The following is a 19165-nucleotide window of genomic DNA, read 5'->3' as shown; positions in this document are numbered from 1 at the left end:
CCTATGCACGAGGGTGCGTAGCGTGCCAGACTTCCCGAAGGCTTTCCGCAGTAACGTGTGTGTAAATTTGGGTAGTCGTCACAGATGCGTGCCCAAGCAGTTCTTGCACTACTCGTACATCGGCGCCGCCGTCGAGCATGTGTGTTGCAAAAGAATGCCGCAACGTGTGAGGAGAAACATGCTTGGTGATCCCGGCTCGCTCAGCGGCCCGTTTGATGACCGTCCAAGCACTTTGCCGAGACAAGCTGCCGCCACGTGCGTTCAGGAACAGCGAATGAGAGCGCCCTTTGGCCAGCGCTGGGCGTCCGCGCACCAGATATTTTTCGACGGCCTCCTTCGCCATCGACCCCACCGGCACGATGCGCTGCTTATTGCCTTTGCCTGTCAATGTCAGCACCGCGTGCTGTTCGCCTTCGAGTGCCATGAAGTCATCGACGTAGAGCGCCAGTACTTCCGACACACGCGCCCCCGTGGCGTAGAGCAACTCCAGTAACGCTTTGTCTCGTAACCCAATCGGCTCCTCCGTGGGGCACGAGTCCAGCATCTTGCCGACCTCTTCGATACTTAGCGTATCGGGCAGCTTCTTACCAGGCGAAGGTGGAGCTACTTGGGCTGATTCATCACCTGCAAGTACGCCCTCAAGCACCCCAAACTTGTGTAGTCCGCGGGCAACCACAAGTGCGCGCGCAGCCGAAGATGCCGCCAACGGCGCAGCCCCATCAACTCCACGCCGTAGGTCCGCCAGGTACGCCTCGATGTCTGCAGCGGTCACCTCAGACAAGTTAGCTTTGCCGTTGGCATGCAGCCACGAGGCATACCGTCTAAGGTCCCGACGATAGTTGCTCAATGTGTTTGCTGAAAGACCTCGTTCAACTGCAAGGTGCTCGAGCCAACGCCTAACAAGCTCATTGACGTCCAACTAGATCCTCTTCATATCGGGCGTGACGCCTTGCGCTGTGCGTCGCTCTGCTAGCGATCTTGGCCGCAGGTCAAAGGGCTCGGTTACATCACGCGGCTCTACCTCGCCTTCTAGCACTCGCGCCGCTGCCATCACTCCGGCAATCGCAATCGAGTTCACGATGTCACCGCGAAACACCATCGATTGTGCCTCTTCAATTGGCACCCATTCCAGCACCATATCGGCTTCTTCGAACTCGGCTTCACCACGAGGGGCCTCACGGAGATCCGAAGCCAGGTACACACGCACCGCTTCTTCTGCGAAACCCGGGGACGTCACCAGATCCAGCAACAATGCCCACTTCTCAGCAGCCAAACCAGCTTCCTCGGCCAACTCACGCTGAGCGCACACAAGCGCGTCTTCCTCGCTGACGTCGAGAAGTCCAGCAGGAAGTTCCCACAACCGGCGCCGAACGCTGTGCCGGTACTGGCGGACCATCGCAATCCTTCGTTTGGAATCGACGGCCACCACTGCAACCGCACCGAAGTGCTCTACGATCTCGCGTGCCGCGGAAGCGCCCCCCGGCATCGAAACAATATCTTTGCGCACCGCGATAATCGGTGCATCCAGCAGCAGCTCCGACTGTTGAACTTCAAACTCGTGCATCATTCGACCGCCAATTCTTCCGCAAGCGAAAGCACCGCCGACACCCTGCCTGCTTCCGTATCAACAAACCCACCGTCTTCATCTGGCGCCGCATACACTGCCGCAGCTAAGTCATTGAGCTCCGCGGTCATGTCTGTCAACAGTTGTGTCCCGAAAGAACGCTCCCCGCCGGTATCACCGGCGCCGATCACAACAATCGCATCAGCAGGCGCTGAAACATCTGTGTCGTCTATAAAACCGCCTCCATGCAGCGCCTCTATAACGAAATTACGATCAGATTCCGGAGCCACCGGTTCACCAGTCGCTGGATCCTTGAGCAGAACGCTCCCCAGCGACTGACCAGCATGTGTGCCAGGCGCGCGTCGATCAACGGAAAGCTGCGCTCCTGCCGGCAGGGTGTTCGCGATGATCGTACTCAATGCATCAGCCGACTCCTGCTGGGTAAACTTCTCGCCCAACGTAATCTGGCCCGCTTCTGATGCCCCTGCGGTGCGAAGCAGCCACGTTACAGCATCGACATCTTCTGCTGACGCATCGTGCGTGCGAAGCACCATCACTGACTTACCATCCAGCGTGTTCGCAACAAGCTCGGCCGAATGCTGAGCTATCACTGCATCGGAAAACTCAAATTTTGTCCCCTGCGAGGCGTCAGCCGACTGTTGCGACTCGCCTAACTGCGACGACGTTGAAAAATCAAGCGTGCCCATTGCTGGCGCAATCACCAGCATTCCTGCTGCGACACCAAGTGCAATGCCCCAGCCCAGACCTGCTGCAACATAACCTGCCGAACTACTTCCTGAAGACATCAAAACCACCTACTCCCTATTAGCTCCACAGACTCTGCAGCTGTGTAACTATCGTGTTCCACGTATCCGCCAGGTTCGTGCTAAACGGCCCACTCCCGCCAAGCCCGACGATGAGTACAATCGTCGCCGCAGCAACAAGCAATCCCAAAATTGCCCATGCCCAGGCGACTCCCCGACCAGTCGTCAGATTGTACAAATCAGCTATCACTGTGGAATCCACCAGTTTTTGACCCGCTTTCAAACGAGTGAGCAGTGCTGCCGGCGAGCTTTCGTCTGATTCGGTAAAGATACGGTCCAGGTTCACGGGCTGCTCAACCATCACGATCATTTCTGCATCGTGGAACACGCTCAGTAACACCGCCAGGTCTGTTGCAGATTCGGTCGCGGCGGGAAACGTCATCGCGCCTACTCCAAGATCCTGGATGCGCTCCAGACCAGGCGCGTAGCCGTCGGGGTCCGCTGGCAAAATCACCCGCGCGTCGCTTCGCAAATTTTCTTCAGCCACGTCGCCCGGGTCGCCCACGATAAAGTCGGGCGCGTACCCCATCTCCGCCAAGGTATTCGTCGCCTTGCCTACGCCAATCAGCACAGGTGTGAACTCACGGATGAAATTGCGCAACGATTCGATACGTTCTCGGAGATCTGGGCACGGGCTCGCGATAATAACTTTTCGGTCCGCAATCACGTCACCTAACTCAGGCGCGCCAACACCATCGATAAGCAGCGGCGATTCGGAGTGAATAAATTCGATCGTGTTTCCGAAGTACGCCTCCATGTGATCTACGAGGTGACGCTGTGCTTCAATAAACGTCGCGTCAACATCAGCGCGCACCACTGGTGAAGCAGAACCGACTTCCTTGCGCCCAACCTTGATCTCACCCGAAGCCGTTACGGATGTCTTCTTGCCATCGCGTATCGACGCCCGCATCTCCGCACCGGCAGCTTCAAACAGTGGAATGCCGGCGTCGAGAAGCAAGTGCGGGCCGTAATTAGGCACAGCCCCAGTGCTAAATCGTGCAATATTGACAACCGCCGCCGGTGCCGCGTTGATCAACATCTCAGCTTCCCTACGGCTGATATCTGGAGCATCAACGAAGGCAATATCCCCAGAACGAAGACGGCCGCGCCCCTTGCCTTGCGGCGTGCAATCACGCAGCGGTCCCTGCAACGGCGCGCTAGTCGATTCAGAAGTTGCAGAAGTTTCAGTCATATGTTGAATTCTGCCTGCATCGCACGCCAAGTACTGCTAGGCGCGCGGGCTATCGACGAAACTCTTTTGTTTCGCGCTGTGCCTGCTCCAGTAGCTCCGCCGCGTGCGCCTTTCCTGTTTCCGAGTTCGCCATCCCAGCCATCATGCGAGCTAGTTCCTCCACGCGCTCGGCATCGTCAAGCACAAGCACTCCTGATGTCACGGTTTCATCGCCAACGTTCTTCGCAACGTGTAAGTGTCTGTCCGCGTAAGCCGCAACCTGTGGCAGGTGCGTCACCACAATTACCTGATTGTTTACTGCGAGCCGTGCAAGGCGACGCCCTATCTCCACCGCGGCCTGACCACCGACACCAGCATCAACCTCATCAAAGACGAATGTCGCACCGTGCGTTGACCCGGCAAGGATCACTTCAATCGCGAGCATGACGCGTGAAAGCTCACCTCCTGACGCGCTGGTTGCCAATGGCTTTGGCTCTGACGCAGCGTTAGGCGACAGACAAATCTCGACAGCATCAGCGCCATCACGGCCGTAGTCTGCCCCCTCAACGCGGACGCTCAGCACAGCCTTAGGCATCGCCAGCCCATGCAACTCCTGTGTCACCGCCTCAGAGAACCGTCGTGCAGCATCGCGACGAATGCCCGTCAACTCCTCAGCGTGCTGCTTCATCTCGGTCGCAGCGTCATCAACCCGCAGTTGAAGCTCCGCGAGGGCCTCATCCGACGTATCAATTGACGCCAACCGTTGCTGCGCCTCGTCCCTCCAACGCAGCACACCATCAATGTCCGACGCGTACTTTCGGGTCAGCACTTTTAACGACTGTTGCCTCTGAAGCATGTTCTCGAGCGCATGCGGATCCGCATCCAACGAAAACAAATACGTTCCAAGTTCCGAAGAAACATCCGAAAGCACAGTGGCGGCTTCTTCTAGTCGACGCCCCAGCTCCTGCAGCTGCGTATCAGTGGATGCACCAAGTGCACTCGCAGCCTGCCCTACCAAATCTGAAGCGGCGGACGCCTCGTCATACTCACCAACCGCCTCAGCGCCATCGATTGCAACCATCGCCTCTTGAACCGCGGAGCGCAATCCATCAACATCTTGCAGGCGCTGAATCGCAGAGACGAGCTCAGCGTCTTCACCTGGCTCGGGTGCGACCTCGTCGATCTCGTTGACAGCAAACAGGAGACGGTCCTGTTCCATCGCTAATTCTCGACGCCGCTTTGTCCGCTCCTCTAAATCTCTCTTCGCAACGCGCCAGCGCTTCCACGCTTCCTGATACGCACGGAGAACCTTTGAAGCAGCAGGATCGAAGCGGTCCAACGCATGTAGTTGCTGTTCTGGCGACATCAAACGTAGCTGATCGTTCTGGCCATGAATCGTAAGCAGGTGCGAGGAGACTTCGCTGAGTGTCGCAGCCGGTACCGCCCGGCCACCAAAGTGTGCCTTCGACCTGCCTGTCGATTTTACGGAACGGACTACGACGTACTCACCGTTTTCATCGAGGACCGCGCCAGCGTCCGCCGCGATCTTCGCAATAGCCTCGCGACTGTCCTCGTGGATTCCTGTTACCGCGAACGCGCCCTCCACCACCGCTTCCGGCGCTCCCGTCCGAACACGAGAAGCATCAGCACGACCACCAGTCAACAGCCGCAAACCCGTGACCACCATCGTCTTACCGGCGCCAGTTTCACCCGTAAGGACTGTCAAACCTTCCGAGAGCTCCGCGCTAGCGTGAGGGATCACACCAAGGTTCCTGATAGCAATTTCCGACAGCACGCCGATCTACCTCTCTTTGTCTGGGCCACGCCACCCAGATACCGGAAGCTGAAACTTCTCCACCAGGCGGTCGGTAAACGGACGCTCATCAAGCCGAACCCAGCGCACCGGGCGGCGACCACGCGTCACTTCGACCCGTGCACCTGGCGGCATCATAATCCTACGAACCCCATCCATCACGACAACAGCGGAGCTGGTCGTCGAAAAGGACTCAACCGCTACCGTCGACAATGGTGAAACAACCATTGGCTTCGCGAAGAGGGCATGCGCATTATTCGGAACCACCAAGATGGCATCGAGCTCAGGCCACATCACCGGACCACCAGCCGAAAAAGCATACGCGGTTGATCCAGTAGGCGTAGATACCAGCACACCATCACAACCGAACGAAGACACCGGCCTGTAATCAATCTCTAGAAACGCATCAAGCACTCTTGTACGATCCGAGTTCTCAATGCTGCATTCATTCAGCGCCCAACTTTCGCCAAGCACTTCACCCGTCGCATCCAAAACCCGCACGTCAAGTGTCATGCGGTCTTCAACCCGATATGAGCGCGCTATCACCGAGGACAGCACATCTTCCAGGCTTTCCGCTTCGGACTCTGCCAAGAATCCCACATGGCCGAGATTCACCCCGAGCACTGGAATGTCCTGAAGGTGCGCAAAGTTTGCTGCGCGTAAAAACGTTCCATCGCCTCCAAGCACAAATACAAGCTCGCAGCCTCGGCCAGCCTCGGCCCCTGGGCTTACGTGCTCGAGCTTCTGCAATACTGGATCCTCTTCAGCGGGACTTGATTCCCCCGCAGAAAGCAACTGCACCTCAATGCCAGCCTGCTGCAGCATCCGGGCAGAATTCGCTGCAGCCTCAATATTGTCGGGCCTGTAAAAATGGGGCACCAACAAAATGCGTCGCCGATCATCTACAGACATGTCTACGCTGGCCCTTCCTGCACCGCCTGTGCTGCCATCTCTTCGACGGCCTCGACAGATTGTTCCTGCGCATTTGCTGTCTTACGCAGCCACAGAAAGTATTCTACGTTACCACTCGGACCTGGCAACGGAGATGCAACCATTGATTTCACCTCAAGCCCCAGCGACTGTGCGAACAATGCGACATCTACCACTGCTTCTCGACGCAGCTCTGCCGAACGAACGACACCCCCGTGACCAACGCGGTCTTTACCAACCTCAAACTGTGGTTTCACCATCGGCAGGAGGTCCGCCTCGTCCTCAAGCGCTGCTACCAGCGCAGGAAGCACAAGCTTCAAAGAGATAAACGATAAATCACCCACCATGCAATTGGCCGACTCGCTCAGCATGTCGGCAGTCAACGACCGTATATTCACACGGTCCATCACCGTCACACGCGGATCGTTTTGCAGCCGCCAAAGTAATTGCCCGTAACCGACATCTACCGCAAAGACCCGGCGGACACCTCTTCGTAGCAAAACGTCAGTGAATCCCCCCGTTGACGCTCCCGCGTCAATCACCGTCCTATCCTTGACCGTAAACCCAAGCTTTTCGAAGTGCTCTAGTGCCCCCAGAAGTTTGTGCGCGCCACGGGAAGCCCAGTCATCGGTGTTATCAACATCGACCTTGATGGAAACATCGGGTTCGACAACTGTAGCTGGCTTTTTTGCAGGAAACCCTCCGACCTCAACGCGTCCTTCAATAATCCATGTCCGGGCCTGCTCCCGTGAACGAGCGATCTTTCGTCGAACAAGTTCTGCGTCAAGGCGTCGCCGACCAGGTGCCACCCGTACTCCTCTCCTACGGCGATGCTCAGTCTTTTAGCGCTTCTGCTAAAACGTCATGAGCCTCAGCCAACTGTTCAAGTTCATCCCTTATCGTAGACGGCATCCGCGCCAGCACACTATCTACCTTCGAACGCAATTCTTCCGGTGAAATGCCGACTCGCCTTGGATCGTGGGGTTTCGGGGCGTGCCCTACCACCACGACTCCACAGCCTTCTGCGCCCACTGCGATACCGGCTCAACCACTCGTACTTCGGCCTCTGCAGACCACGCAACAGCCAGAGCCGTTCGCAAGGCCTCCGTAGGCGAAGAAGATGCAGCACCACCGTTAAGCAGGAGCGTATCTCCTTGCAGCTTCGCCACGAAACCGCCCTGTGCTCCCGGCCGCAAGCTCTCCGCATCTGCCAAGAGGCTACGCAAGTCATCACCAATATATGTCGGGCGCTCCACCGGCTTAGCCGCCAACAAAGCATAAGGACCAGACACACCTGTAAGTACCTGCAACGTATCCATCCCCGCACGATTTCCACCGGCAATATCGGTATCTAAACGGTCACCGACCGCCAACGCTCGCGTAGCACCCGACAGCTTCACAGCCTGATGGAACATAGCCGGTTCTGGCTTTCCGGCCGCCTCTGGGACAACGCCGGTTGCTGACGTCACCGCCGCCACCATCGAGCCGTTACCGACCATAAGCCCCCGCTCCATCGGCAAGGAAGTATCAAGGTTTGAAGCCAAGTAGACCGCCCCGTTGTGAATCGCCAACGCTGCTTCAGACAGCTCACGCCACCCAGTTTCCGGGCAGTGCCCTTGTAACACCGCAACTGGTGCGTCGTCAGCACTAGAGACTACGCGATAACCGGCCCCAGAAACCAAGTCTTTGAACGACTGCGCACCAAGAACAAGGATGGGATCATCCTCTTTCAACAGGGGTCGCGCTAGCTCCAAAGCTGCCTCTGCTGAGGTAATAATCTCCTCACTCGAGCACTCTAGCCCAATATCACCAAGCATTTCGGCGACGAGGGCCGAAGGCCGGGATGCATTATTCGTGATGTAGAAAGGTGTCACACCACATTCGATGATGCTGGAAACCGCATTGTCTAACGCGCGGCCGCCCTCCCAAACCGTGCCGTCTAAGTCAAAGAGCAACACGTCATATTGATGAGCAAGAGAACCCAAAGCCACTACTCCGTCTCTTCCAAACGCTGCTTCGCATCCGTCAACATCTCCGGATCCAACTCAATAACATGCTTGAACCAGTCAGCCGCTTCAGCCTTTCGGCCAGCAGCCAGCAATGCGTCGGCGTAGGCGTAAGACAAACGCATTGCAGAGACGTCCCGCTCGTCCTTGTTCGGACGTACACGTTCCAACGTCGCAATCGCAGAATCAACCTGGCCCAGATCGCGACGCGCACCAGAAAGAACGATGGCAAGCTCAATACGTCCCTCACGATCGAGGTCTCGCGCCTCAGGACTCCGACCAAGCTCCAACGCCTTCTCGGGACGACCAAGTCCGCGTTCAGCATCAGCCATCACAGCCAAAAGCCCAGGGCCGCCACTCATGCGCCGGGCAGCTCGCAGCTCAGAAAGTGCCTCTTTCCACTCACCTGCGTGGTAAGCGATTACACCATTCGTTTCACGAACAACCCCAACACGTCCGGCACGATTCTTTGCTGCCCTAGCATGCCGCAAGGCAAGCGCCGGGTCGTCGTCGAGCAGCTCTGCAGCCATAATCATGTGCTTCGCGACGCGAGTTGCGTTGTCATGTGACAACACCTTCAAATCTTGCAGCACGGACGGGTCGAGAACACTGATGTCAAGATCGGAAGGCAGGTCGGGTTCAGAAAGCTTTTGAGCCATCCTATCCTCGCGGTAGCCCTGCCGACGAGGCTGCGAGCGATTGTGACGATTGTTGAATTTGCGTTCTTCATCGCCGCCAGGACGAGCGTTTCTGCTCCTACCACGGCCGTCACCGCTGCGATCATTGCGACGATCCCTACTGTCGTCGCGCCGACCTTTCCGGCCCCCATTGCCTGGCCGCCCGTTCCGCCCCTTGGAGGAAGAAGAACCGTGGTTGCGACGTGGTCTCTCGTTAGAGCGATCGGACATGAAACACCTTTCTATTGGAACAAGTCATTATAAACAGGAATGTCCGAAAATAAGAACTTATTGTGCACCTGTTGAAACAAATTCCCAATCATCCGGTCAGCCAGAGTTGCACCTCTGAGTCTACAAACAAGGAGCGCTGGCGTCATCAGACTTCGTAGAGACGGCCCTCGTTGTTTGTTGTGGGGGTGCACAAAAAAGAGTGTGGTGGGTACCACCACCCCCACAACGGGAATAATGGAACCCACCACACACAAGAAAATGAAGTTATAGGCCGGCGGTAACCTACTCTCCCACACCCTCCCAGGTGCAGTACCATCAGCGCGGGCGGGCTTAGCTAACCGGGTTCGGAAAGGGACCGGGCGTTTCCCCGCCGCCATCAACCACCGACACGACCAAATAATCGTGCCAACACAATACTGTTGATAACAACGACAATATTCAAATAATCAGCACAGGCATGTCATGCCAGACACTGCACAGTGGACGCAAACACTCTCTTCTCGCGGAAGAACACTCATTAATTTGACCATAAACAATGCACACCATGTGTTTGTTTTAGTCTCGGTGTAATTAGTACCAGTCACCTTACACACCTCACAGTGCTACCAGATCCGGCCTATCAACCCCATCATCTCTAGGGAACCTCAAACGAAACCTCATCTCAAAACAGGCTTCCCGCTTAGATGCTTTCAGCGGTTATCCCTCCCGTACGTAGCCAACCAGCCCTGCTCCTGGCGGAACAACTGGCACACCAGAGGTACGTCCGTCCCGGTCCTCTCGTACTAGGGACAGCCTTCTTCAAGTTTCAACGCGCGCGGCGGATAGAGACCGAACTGTCTCACGACGTTCTGAACCCAGCTCGCGTGCCGCTTTAATGGGCGAACAGCCCAACCCTTGGGACCTACTCCAGCCCCAGGATGCGACGAGCCGACATCGAGGTGCCAAACCATCCCGTCGATATGGACTCTTGGGGAAGATCAGCCTGTTATCCCCGGGGTACCTTTTATCCGTTGAGCGACACCACATCCACAAGTAGGTGCCGGATCACTAGTCCCGACTTTCGTCCCTGCTCGACTTGTAAGTCTCACAGTCAAGCTCCCTTGTGCACTTACACTCACCACCTGATTGCCAACCAGGCTGAGGGAACCTTTGGGCGCCTCCGTTACATTTTGGGAGGCAACCGCCCCAGTTAAACTACCCACCAGGCACTGTCCCCAACCCAGATCATGGGCCAAGGTTAGACATCCACTACGGTCAGAGTGGTATTTCAACAACGACTCCACAATCACTAGCGTGACCACTTCACAGTCTCCCACCTATCCTACACAAACCGCACCGAATACCAATACCAAGCTATAGTGAAGGTCCCGGGGTCTTTTCGTCCTGCCGCGCGAAACGAGCATCTTTACTCGTACTGCAATTTCACCGGGCCTGTGGTTGAGACAGCAGGGGAGTCGTTACGCCATTCGTGCAGGTCGGAACTTACCCGACAAGGAATTTCGCTACCTTAGGATGGTTATAGTTACCACCGCCGTTTACTGGGGCTTAAATTCTCCGCTTCGGACATGAGTCCTAACAGGTCCTCTTAACCTTCCAGCACCGGGCAGGCGTCAGTCCGTATACATCAACTTAACCGTCTTCGCACGGACCTGTGTTTTTGATAAACAGTCGCTCCCCTCTATTCTCTGCGACCCCCACCAGCAACACACCGAAAAAGGTATGCAACCAGCAAGGGCCCCCCTTCTCCCGAAGTTACGGGGGCAATTTGCCGAATTCCTTAACCACAGTTCACCCGACCGCTTTAGTATTCTCTACCTGACCACCTGTGTCGGTTTCGGGTACGGGCCATACACACACATCGCTAGAGGCTTTTCTCGACAGCAAAGGATCACCACCATCACCCACAATTGGGCTACGCATCACGCCTCACACAAAATATCGACCGCATTTCACAAGTCGACGTGCCACACGCTTACACCAAGTAATCCAACACTTGGCGCGGCTACCTGACTGCGTCACCCCATCACTGAACTACCACGGATCAGGCCCCACGCATCACCAACAACCACACACCACAAGTGGTGCGCATGTTGCCAGTTCAGGGTGGTTAGTATCACCGCTTCACTCTTTGTCGCATGCATACGGGTACGGGAATATCAACCCGTTGACCATCGACTACGCCTGTCGGCCTCGCCTTAGGACCCGACTCACCCTGGGAAGACGAACTTGACCCAGGAACCCTTAGTCATCCAGCGGATACGATTCTCACGTATCTCTCGTTACTCATGCCTGCATTCTCACTCGCACACAGTCCACCACCCCTTACAGTATGGCTTCACCCCATGCACGACGCTCCCCTACCCATAGTAAAAACTATGCCGCGGCTTCGGCGGTGTACTTGAGCCCCACTACATTGTCGGCGCAGAACCACTCGACCAGTGAGCTATTACGCACTCTTTCAAGGATGGCTGCTTCTAAGCCAACCTCCTGGCTGTCTTCGCGATCCCACATCCTTTTCCACTTAGTACACCCTTAGGGGCCTTAACCGGCGATCTGGGCTGTTTCCCTCTCGACTATGAAGCTTATCCCCCACAGTCTCACTGCTATAGAACACTTAACCGGCATTCGGAGTTTGGCTGATGTTGCTAAGATGATAGTCCCGCTCAACCAACCAGTAGCTCTACCTCCGGCAAACTACTATAACGCTGCACCTAAATGCATTTCGGGGAGAACCAGCTATCACGGAGTTTGATTGGCCTTTCACCCCTACCCACAACTCATCCCCTCAGTTTTCAACCTAAGTGGGTTCGCGCCTCCACAACCTCTTACAGCTGCTTCACACTGGCCATGGGTAGATCACCCCGCTTCGGGTCCAGGACATGCCACTTACAACACCCAATTAGGATTCGCTTTCGCTACGACTACCCCACACGGGTTAACCTCGCGACATGCCGCTGACTCGCAGGCTCATTCTTCAAAAGGCACGCCATCACACACACGCGGTGCTCTGACGGATTGTAAGCGCACGGTTTCAGGAACTCTTTCACTCCCCTCCCGGGGTACTTTTCACCATTCCCTCACGGTACTTATTCACTATCGGTCACACTTAGTATTTAGGCTTACCGGGTGGTCCCGGCAGATTCACAGCAGATTCCACGAGCCCACTGCTACTCGGGCAAACAATCACCACAACACGACACGCCTTCACGTACAGGGGCTCTCACCCTCTCCGGCACACCATCCCAGGTGACTTCCGCTAACACGCCGCATCATAGGGGTACATGGCAGCATACCCACAATCATCGCCCACAACACCACACGCGCAACCCCTGCCAGGTATCACACACGCATGGTTTAGCCTCATCCACGTTCGCTCGCCACTACTAGCAGAATCACAATTGTTTTCTTCTCCTACGGGTACTGAGATGTTTCACTTCCCCGCGTAACCCCCACACAGACTATACATTCATCTGCAGGTAACACTCCATAACAAGTGCCAGGTTTCCCCATTCGGACATCCTCGGATCAACGCTTTGTTGGCAACTCCCCGAGGCATAACGCAGCCTCACACGTCCTTCATCGGCTAAGCATGCCAAGGCATCCACCGTACGCCCTTGTAACAAAACAAAAACACACAACAAACAAACAACAAACAACCACCACACACAAACAGCATGACAATCACTTGTTGTTAGGCAAACTTACAATCAAAAAATTCTTCCACAAGAATAAAGATGCTCGCGTCCACTATACAGTTCTCACACAACACACCCCACACACCAACCACCAACCAAACCAGTCAGTGATCAACACGCGGAATCATTCAAGACAACACAACTGCTGCCTCAGACACCCAACAGTGCACCAACACACAATAATTAACACTTCTTTTTGACTACAAAAACCCGGCCACACTGCAACCACAACCACAACCACCACACGAATGCATGACAGTCCGTGACTGGTGTGTCTCCACCCGGAAACAACAATTGGCAGCCACACCCACGGTGACTCAACCAACAAACAAGCCCACAACTGTGAGCCACAATAAAAAACTCCTTAGAAAGGAGGTGATCCAGCCGCACCTTCCGGTACGGCTACCTTGTTACGACTTCGTCCCAATCGCCGATCCCACCTTCGACAGCTCCCATGACAGGCCACTGGCTTCGGGTGTTACCAACTTTCATGACGTGACGGGCGGTGTGTACAAGGCCCGGGAACGTATTCACCGCAGCGTTGCTGATCTGCGATTACTAGCGACTCCGACTTCATGGGGTCGAGTTGCAGACCCCAATCCGAACTAAGGCCGGCTTTGTGCGATTAGCATCCCCTCACAAGGTAGCAAACGCGCTGTACCGACCATTGTAGCATGTGTGAAGCCCTGGACATAAGGGGCATGATGATTTGACGTCATCCCCACCTTCCTCCGAGTTAACCCCGGCAGTCTCTCATGAGTCCCCACCATTACATGCTGGCAACATAAGACAAGGGTTGCGCTCGTTGCGGGACTTAACCCAACATCTCACGACACGAGCTGACGACAACCATGCACCACCTGTATAGCGACCACAAGGGAAACCACATCTCTGCGGCGATCCGCTACATGTCAAGCCCAGGTAAGGTTCTTCGCGTTGCATCGAATTAATCCACATGCTCCGCCGCTTGTGCGGGCCCCCGTCAATTCCTTTGAGTTTTAGCCTTGCGGCCGTACTCCCCAGGCGGGGCGCTTAATGCGTTAGCTACGGCACAAATCCCGTGGAAGGGACTCACACCTAGCGCCCACCGTTTACGGCATGGACTACCAGGGTATCTAATCCTGTTCGCTACCCATGCTTTCGCTCCTCAGCGTCAGTTACTGCCCAGAGACCTGCCTTCGCCATCGGTGTTCCTCCTGATATCTGCGCATTTCACCGCTACACCAGGAATTCCAGTCTCCCCTACAGCACTCAAGTTATGCCCGTATCGCCTGCAGTCCCACAGTTAAGCTGTGGACTTACACAAACGACGCGACAAACCACCTACGAGCTCTTTACGCCCAGTAATTCCGGACAACGCTCGCACCCTACGTATTACCGCGGCTGCTGGCACGTAGTTAGCCGGTGCTTCTTCTCCAGGTACCGTCACAAAAAGCTTCGTCCCTAGCGAAAGGAGTTTACAACCCGAAGGCCTTCATCCCCCACGCGGCGTCGCTGCATCAGGCTTGCGCCCATTGTGCAATATTCCCCACTGCTGCCTCCCGTAGGAGTCTGGGCCGTATCTCAGTCCCAATGTGGCCGTACACCCTCTCAGGCCGGCTACCCGTCGACGCCTTGGTAGGCCATTACCCCACCAACAAGCTGATAGGCCGCGAGCTCATCCCATACCGCAAAAGCTTTCCACAACAATATCCAAAAAGTTGTCCTATCCGGTATTAGACCCAGTTTCCCAAGCTTATCCCGAAGTACAGGGCAGATCACCCACGTGTTACTCACCCGTTCGCCACTCGAGTACCAGTGCAAGCACTGGCCTTTCCGTTCGACTTGCATGTGTTAAGCACGCCGCCAGCGTTCATCCTGAGCCAGGATCAAACTCTCCACAAAAACTATTTCAGAAAGAAACAAGGCCGTGAAAAGCCCAAAACCTAACCAAAAACAAACCAACCACCAACAACAGTCAGTGTCTGGCAAAATCCTAAAATTACAAAAAAGTAAAGTACAAACAACACCGGTCCCAACCCGACGGGGCAAAACAGGACCAGTCACAACCACATCAACCAATAAAGTCAACGCGACCATGCATCTGCACCAACCAGTGACACCCAATCATAGGTTCAAGCATCACCGCCGGCACACACCAAAACATGGCACACAGCACGCAACCAAAAGTCAATGCAATCAAAAAAATAAAAAGTACATTGGCACACTATCGAGTTCTCAAACAACAACCGCACACCCAAACACACCACAAAACACAGTGGCGCATTCAAAGCGACGAAGATTGACACTAACAAAACATTCTCAACAACGCAAACACGCGCCGCATCACAGAACCTATTTTGTTATGTCGGCCAGCGGTAGTTTTCCTAACCGCCATCTCACCAACCAACTCTTTACCGAGTCTGTCTGGCGGGGCGTTGTCGGTCTCGCTGACTCACATAAAGTTACACACACACCAACAACAACACAAATTGGCTGGTAGAAGTAGTTTATTGAGAAGGCGCTAACGGATCAGATTGCGTTCCCCTAACGCCTTCTCAAGGAGTTAGAAAAGGACAAAGATCAGAAGCGTGATTAGGAATGCCGCCACGGATTCTATGGTCTGCTGCAGCGTCCAAGTTTTCAGTGTGGTCTTGACGTCCATCCCAAAAAGACGGCCCACAAGCCAGAAGCCGGAGTCGTTCACTAGAGAGCAGCAAACCGAACCGGCCGCACACGCCAATGTAATTGCGACGATCTGAATTTCCGAGTAGCCGCCAGCCAGTACTGCTGGAGCCATCAATCCGGCCGTGGTTGTCAGCGCTACAGTTGCAGATCCCTGCGCAACGCGCATGATCACCGCTACCAAGTACACAGCGAGGATGACTGGAATTCCTAGTCCTTGCATGAGATCCGCGATGGCATCGCCGATACCAGACGCACGAAGAACTCCGCCGTACATGCCACCGGCACCAGTAATGAACACAACGGATGCAATTGGCCCTAACGCCGAATCGACGAGTTTTTCCAGCGCCGAACCCTTCACCCCACGTGAGGTCCCGAGCACTGGAAGCGCGACGAGAACCGAAATCAACAGCGCAATACCGGACTTTCCAAGGAATGTGAACGCCTGCGCCCAGGTTTCGTCACCTGTAATTGCGCCAGATTTCGTCGCAAAGTCGACACCCGTGTTCAGGAATATCAACAGCATCGGGAGTAGCAGAATCGTAATGACAGTGCCTGTTTTCGGCAATGACTTAATATCGCTGTCGTCCGAGTTGAAAACGGCGTTTGCTACTGACGTAAACGGGAACTTCTTTGCGCAATACTTACCCCACAAAAGGCCCGAAACATAAAACGTTGGAACTGCAACAATCAAGCCAAAAACGATCAGCAGACCAAGGTTTGTGTCGAAGAATGTCGAAGCAGCGACTGGTCCTGGATGCGGAGGCACGAAGACGTGCATGACAGAGAATGCAGCAACCGTCGGAATTGCGTAGAGCAAGATTGGTCCACCGATACGAGCGGCAACTGCGAAAATGATCGGCAGCATGACAACGAGGCCGGCGTCGAAAAACATTGGGAAGCCAAGCAAGAGCGAGGCCACACCAAGCGCCATCGGCGCTCGCCGCTCGCCGAACCTATCGATCATCGTGTTGGCGAGGACTCTAGCGCCACCGGAGTACTCAATAAGTTTGCCAAGCATCGCGCCCAAACCGACAAGAATACCGACGTCGCCAAGTGTGGATCGGAAGCCGCCCATCACAACGTCATACAGTTCTCCTGTTGGAATGCCTGCCGCGATAGCGGTCAAGACAGACACAAGAATCAGCGTGACGAACGCATGGACCTTGAACTGAATAATGAGCAAAAGAATGAGGGCAATGCCGACCGCAGCGATCCCCATTAAGGGGCCGGCCGACAACGTCTGTTCCCAAGTTTCCATGAGCTATCCTGTCTCTTCTCAAGCGAGGCTTCAAGGCCGTATCGACGCACCGATCTACGGGGCGTCAATACGGAAAACTGGCTATAGCGTTAGAATACACATACTTCAGTGGGCGATCGTGCACTGCATCAATGTCAGGGCGACGCTTTCTTTAGCTACCCCCACTCGTGAAGCATCAAGGAGGGAAGAACATGCATGAAGCAGAGAAGCTACCCCCGGCGCACCTCATCCTTATGGGAGTGTGCGGAAGTGGAAAGACCACCATCGCCGAGATTCTTGCGCAGAGATCCGGCTTTGAACTCGTCGAGGCTGATGAGTTTCATCCGGCGGAAAACGTCGAAAAGATGAGTCAGGGCCAACCTCTCACCGACGAGGACCGCTGGCCGTGGCTTGAGAAACTCTCGAACTGGCTTCAAAAGCAAGACAGTGCTGGAAAGCGAACCGTCGTTACATGTTCAGCGCTGAAACGCATTTATCGCGACAAGCTCCGACTAGCCGACGTACCCCTTATATTTGTGCACCTAGACGGGCCGCGTGAGCTACTGCTGAAACGGCTGAGCCACCGTACGGATCACTTCATGCCTGCTTCAATGTTGGATTCCCAGCTAGATACGCTTGAATCGCTCCAACTGGACGAGCTGGGTTTCGCTGTGGATATCGATGACACTCCCGAGGGCATCGCAGCAACCATCATGGAAAGACTTAACGCGGTGGCATAGGCTTCTGCTCTACCACCGCGTTGCTTTCAGATGCTGTCACCTGCGCCTAGCTGCGCTTCACGCCTGCGAATGTCTTCTTACCACGACGCAGCACGAGCCAGGTTCCATGCAGAAAATCATCCACGGATGGAACCCAGTTCTCATCTACTACACGCTCGTTGTTGGCGTAAATGCCGCCTTCCTTCAGCGATCTACGGGCAGCACCCTTCGAGTCGGCCAAGCCGGAGCCGACCAGCATGTCCACGATGCTGACTTCAGCTCCAGCCGCGACCTCGAACACATTCGTCTCGGCAACAGCGCTGGCCAAGGTACGCTCATCGAGATCAGTCAGATCTGCTTTACCGAATAGCGCCTGGGACGCTAACTCAACGGCCTCACGAGCTTCGCGGCCATGGACGAGATCTGTCATCTCTTGCGCCAACCGCTTCTGTGCCTCTCGCTTAAATGGTCGCTCTTCGACCTCGACGGCAAGAGCATCCAGCTCTTCCTTATCGAGAAACGTGAACCACCGCAGGTACCGGATCACATCGGCGTCCGCCGCATTAACAAAGTACTGGTACCAGGTGTACGGGCTGGTCATTTCTGGGTCAAGCCACAACGAACCACCGCCGGTGGACTTGCCAAACTTCTTGCCCTCGGAGTCCGTCACAAGCGGAACGGTCAACGCATGCACGCGCTCCGAATCCATGCGTCGGTTCAGATCAACACCAGCAACCAGGTTGCCCCACTGGTCGCCACCACCAACCTGCAGCACACAATTGTGCGTACGACGCAACTGTACAAAGTCATGTGCCTGCAACAGCATGTACGAAAACTCGGTAAAAGAAATCCCGTCGTTTTCCAGGCGACGCTTCACGGTATCACGACTCAGCATTGTGGAGAGCGAAAAATGCTTGCCGACGTCGCGAAGGAACTCAATGACCTTCCAGTCCTTAATCCAATCATTATTATTCAGCAGCAGCGCACCGTTCTCACCGTCAAAATCGACGAACTTTGACAGCTGGCTTCCAATTCGCTCGGCCCAATCTGCCACAGTGTCATCGGAATTCATCGTGCGCTCGCCCACGTCACGCGGGTCGCCTATCTTGCCGGTAGCACCACCTGCTAGCACAATTGGCCGGTGTCCAGCGAGTTGGAACCTGCGCAGCATCAGCAGCGGCACCAGGTGACCTGCATGTAGTGAAGGGCCTGTCGGGTCGAAGCCACAGTACAACGTGATAGGCTTCTGCGTTTCTTCACGCAACGCCTCCAGATCCGTGTGCTGATTGATCAGGCCACGCCACTCGAGTTCGTCGATAATGTTTGCGTTAGTCATGAAATTCCTTTCAGAGAGTCGTCTTCCCAGCGTTGTTACTTGTGGGTGTTTGTATAGGGAACTGCTTCATCGATTAGCAGGACCGGAATACCATCGTCGATCCGATACGCGACACCAATGCGTTCATTCACCAGCAACTGTTCGTCTTCCTTATACTCAAGCGGCCCTTTGTCTTGCGGGCACACCAGTACGTCGAGAAGTTTGGGATCAAGACTCATGCAGTTGAGCTTACCTCACCCTTGTTAGTCACTTATCGACGCCACCACTACAAAAAGTTGAAACGCCCACCGAAAGG

At 55.2% G+C, this 19165-nt stretch carries 14 protein-coding genes and 3 rRNA genes; 2 read left to right on the top strand and 15 right to left on the bottom strand.

Annotated elements, in window-relative coordinates:
* Position 1: 1 nt before the first annotated feature.
* From xerD to KBP54_RS05555, 12 genes are all read right to left on the bottom strand, one after another.
* Positions 2–919, bottom strand: a complete 918-nt coding sequence (xerD, locus tag KBP54_RS05610) for a site-specific tyrosine recombinase XerD (RefSeq protein WP_256006579.1) — start codon at positions 917–919, stop codon at positions 2–4.
* Positions 920–1567: an NUDIX domain-containing protein gene (locus KBP54_RS05605; RefSeq protein WP_070362505.1), complete on the bottom strand. Its 648-nt coding sequence runs from the start codon at positions 1565–1567 to the stop codon at positions 920–922.
* Positions 1564–2370, bottom strand: coding sequence for a copper transporter (locus tag KBP54_RS05600; protein WP_083329555.1), 807 nt, complete (start codon positions 2368–2370; stop codon positions 1564–1566). The genes KBP54_RS05605 and KBP54_RS05600 overlap by 4 nt, the downstream gene beginning before the upstream one ends.
* 19 nt (positions 2371–2389) lie before the next feature.
* Positions 2390–3580 (bottom strand): putative cytokinetic ring protein SteA, encoded by a 1191-nt coding sequence (steA, locus tag KBP54_RS05595; RefSeq protein ID WP_256006577.1) that lies wholly within the window; start codon positions 3578–3580, stop codon positions 2390–2392.
* 49 nt (positions 3581–3629) lie between these two features.
* Positions 3630–5354, bottom strand: coding sequence for a DNA repair protein RecN (recN, locus tag KBP54_RS05590; protein WP_256006576.1), 1725 nt, complete (start codon positions 5352–5354; stop codon positions 3630–3632).
* A 6-nt stretch (positions 5355–5360) separates the two neighbouring features.
* Positions 5361–6284 (bottom strand): NAD kinase, encoded by a 924-nt coding sequence (locus KBP54_RS05585; RefSeq protein WP_070977101.1) that lies wholly within the window; start codon positions 6282–6284, stop codon positions 5361–5363.
* A gap of 2 nt (positions 6285–6286) precedes the next feature.
* On the bottom strand, positions 6287–7111 hold the full coding sequence (locus KBP54_RS05580; protein ID WP_070477182.1) for a TlyA family RNA methyltransferase: 825 nt from the start codon (positions 7109–7111) through the stop codon (positions 6287–6289).
* Positions 7112–7300: 189 nt separating this feature from the next.
* Entirely contained in the window at positions 7301–8293 is a 993-nt protein-coding gene (locus tag KBP54_RS05575; RefSeq protein WP_083433158.1) for an HAD-IIA family hydrolase, read from the bottom strand.
* Positions 8293–8967 carry a hypothetical protein gene (locus tag KBP54_RS05570; RefSeq protein ID WP_240492714.1) on the bottom strand — a complete coding sequence of 225 codons (675 nt, stop codon included), beginning with the start codon at positions 8965–8967 and terminating at the stop codon, positions 8293–8295. The genes KBP54_RS05575 and KBP54_RS05570 overlap by 1 nt, the downstream gene beginning before the upstream one ends.
* Positions 8968–9485: 518 nt before the next feature.
* Positions 9486–9604, bottom strand: a 5S ribosomal RNA gene (gene rrf / locus KBP54_RS05565).
* Positions 9605–9765: 161 nt separating this feature from the next.
* A 23S ribosomal RNA gene (locus tag KBP54_RS05560) occupies positions 9766–12843 on the bottom strand.
* A 436-nt stretch (positions 12844–13279) separates the two neighbouring features.
* A 16S ribosomal RNA gene (locus KBP54_RS05555) occupies positions 13280–14795 on the bottom strand.
* Together the 16S, 23S and 5S rRNA genes form the textbook arrangement of a ribosomal RNA operon.
* A 25-nt stretch (positions 14796–14820) precedes the next feature.
* Between KBP54_RS05555 and KBP54_RS05550 the strand changes: the two genes are divergently transcribed.
* Positions 14821–15393, top strand: a complete 573-nt coding sequence (locus tag KBP54_RS05550) for a hypothetical protein (protein ID WP_256006574.1) — start codon at positions 14821–14823, stop codon at positions 15391–15393.
* Positions 15394–15456: 63 nt separating this feature from the next.
* Here the strand turns inward: KBP54_RS05550 and KBP54_RS05545 are convergent, their stop codons facing one another.
* A complete protein-coding gene (locus tag KBP54_RS05545) occupies positions 15457–16836 on the bottom strand; it encodes a GntP family permease (RefSeq protein ID WP_256006572.1) in 1380 nt (459 codons plus the stop codon).
* 191 nt (positions 16837–17027) lie between these two features.
* Between KBP54_RS05545 and KBP54_RS05540 the strand changes: the two genes are divergently transcribed.
* Positions 17028–17555: a gluconokinase gene (locus KBP54_RS05540; protein ID WP_256006570.1), complete on the top strand. Its 528-nt coding sequence runs from the start codon at positions 17028–17030 to the stop codon at positions 17553–17555.
* Positions 17556–17601: 46 nt separating this feature from the next.
* Here the strand turns inward: KBP54_RS05540 and tyrS are convergent, their stop codons facing one another.
* Complete coding sequence (gene tyrS / locus KBP54_RS05535; protein WP_070362514.1) at positions 17602–18870, bottom strand: tyrosine--tRNA ligase; 1269 nt, start codon at positions 18868–18870, stop codon at positions 17602–17604.
* A gap of 35 nt (positions 18871–18905) precedes the next feature.
* The gene (locus KBP54_RS05530; RefSeq protein WP_070362515.1) at positions 18906–19088 is read right to left on the bottom strand and encodes a Trm112 family protein; all 183 of its coding nucleotides are present in this window, start codon (positions 19086–19088) and stop codon (positions 18906–18908) included.
* Between the last annotated feature and the right edge of the window lie 77 nt (positions 19089–19165).

Origin of the sequence: Corynebacterium pseudogenitalium, from assembly GCF_024453815.1 — a bacterium.
In the GTDB taxonomy this organism is placed as follows: Bacteria; Actinomycetota; Actinomycetes; order Mycobacteriales; family Mycobacteriaceae; genus Corynebacterium; species Corynebacterium pseudogenitalium.
The sequence above is the reverse complement of the archived record's forward strand: the minus strand, read 5'-3'. Positions and strand labels throughout refer to the sequence as shown.

Excerpts from the sequence above, each read along its gene's own strand:
- KBP54_RS05605 (WP_070362505.1), bottom strand. The coding sequence starts at position 1,567 with ATGATGCACGAGTTTGAAGTTCAACAGTCGGAGCTGCTGCTGGATGCA.
- KBP54_RS05600 (WP_083329555.1), bottom strand. The coding sequence starts at position 2,370 with ATGTCTTCAGGAAGTAGTTCGGCAGGTTATGTTGCAGCAGGTCTGGGC.
- steA (WP_256006577.1), bottom strand. The coding sequence starts at position 3,580 with ATGACTGAAACTTCTGCAACTTCTGAATCGACTAGCGCGCCGTTGCAG.
- KBP54_RS05585 (WP_070977101.1), bottom strand. The coding sequence starts at position 6,284 with ATGTCTGTAGATGATCGGCGACGCATTTTGTTGGTGCCCCATTTTTAC.
- KBP54_RS05570 (WP_240492714.1), bottom strand. The coding sequence starts at position 8,967 with ATGGCTCAAAAGCTTTCTGAACCCGACCTGCCTTCCGATCTTGACATC.
- KBP54_RS05545 (WP_256006572.1), bottom strand. The coding sequence starts at position 16,836 with ATGGAAACTTGGGAACAGACGTTGTCGGCCGGCCCCTTAATGGGGATC.
- KBP54_RS05540 (WP_256006570.1), top strand. The coding sequence starts at position 17,028 with ATGCATGAAGCAGAGAAGCTACCCCCGGCGCACCTCATCCTTATGGGA.
- tyrS (WP_070362514.1), bottom strand. The coding sequence starts at position 18,870 with ATGACTAACGCAAACATTATCGACGAACTCGAGTGGCGTGGCCTGATC.
- KBP54_RS05530 (WP_070362515.1), bottom strand. The coding sequence starts at position 19,088 with ATGAGTCTTGATCCCAAACTTCTCGACGTACTGGTGTGCCCGCAAGAC.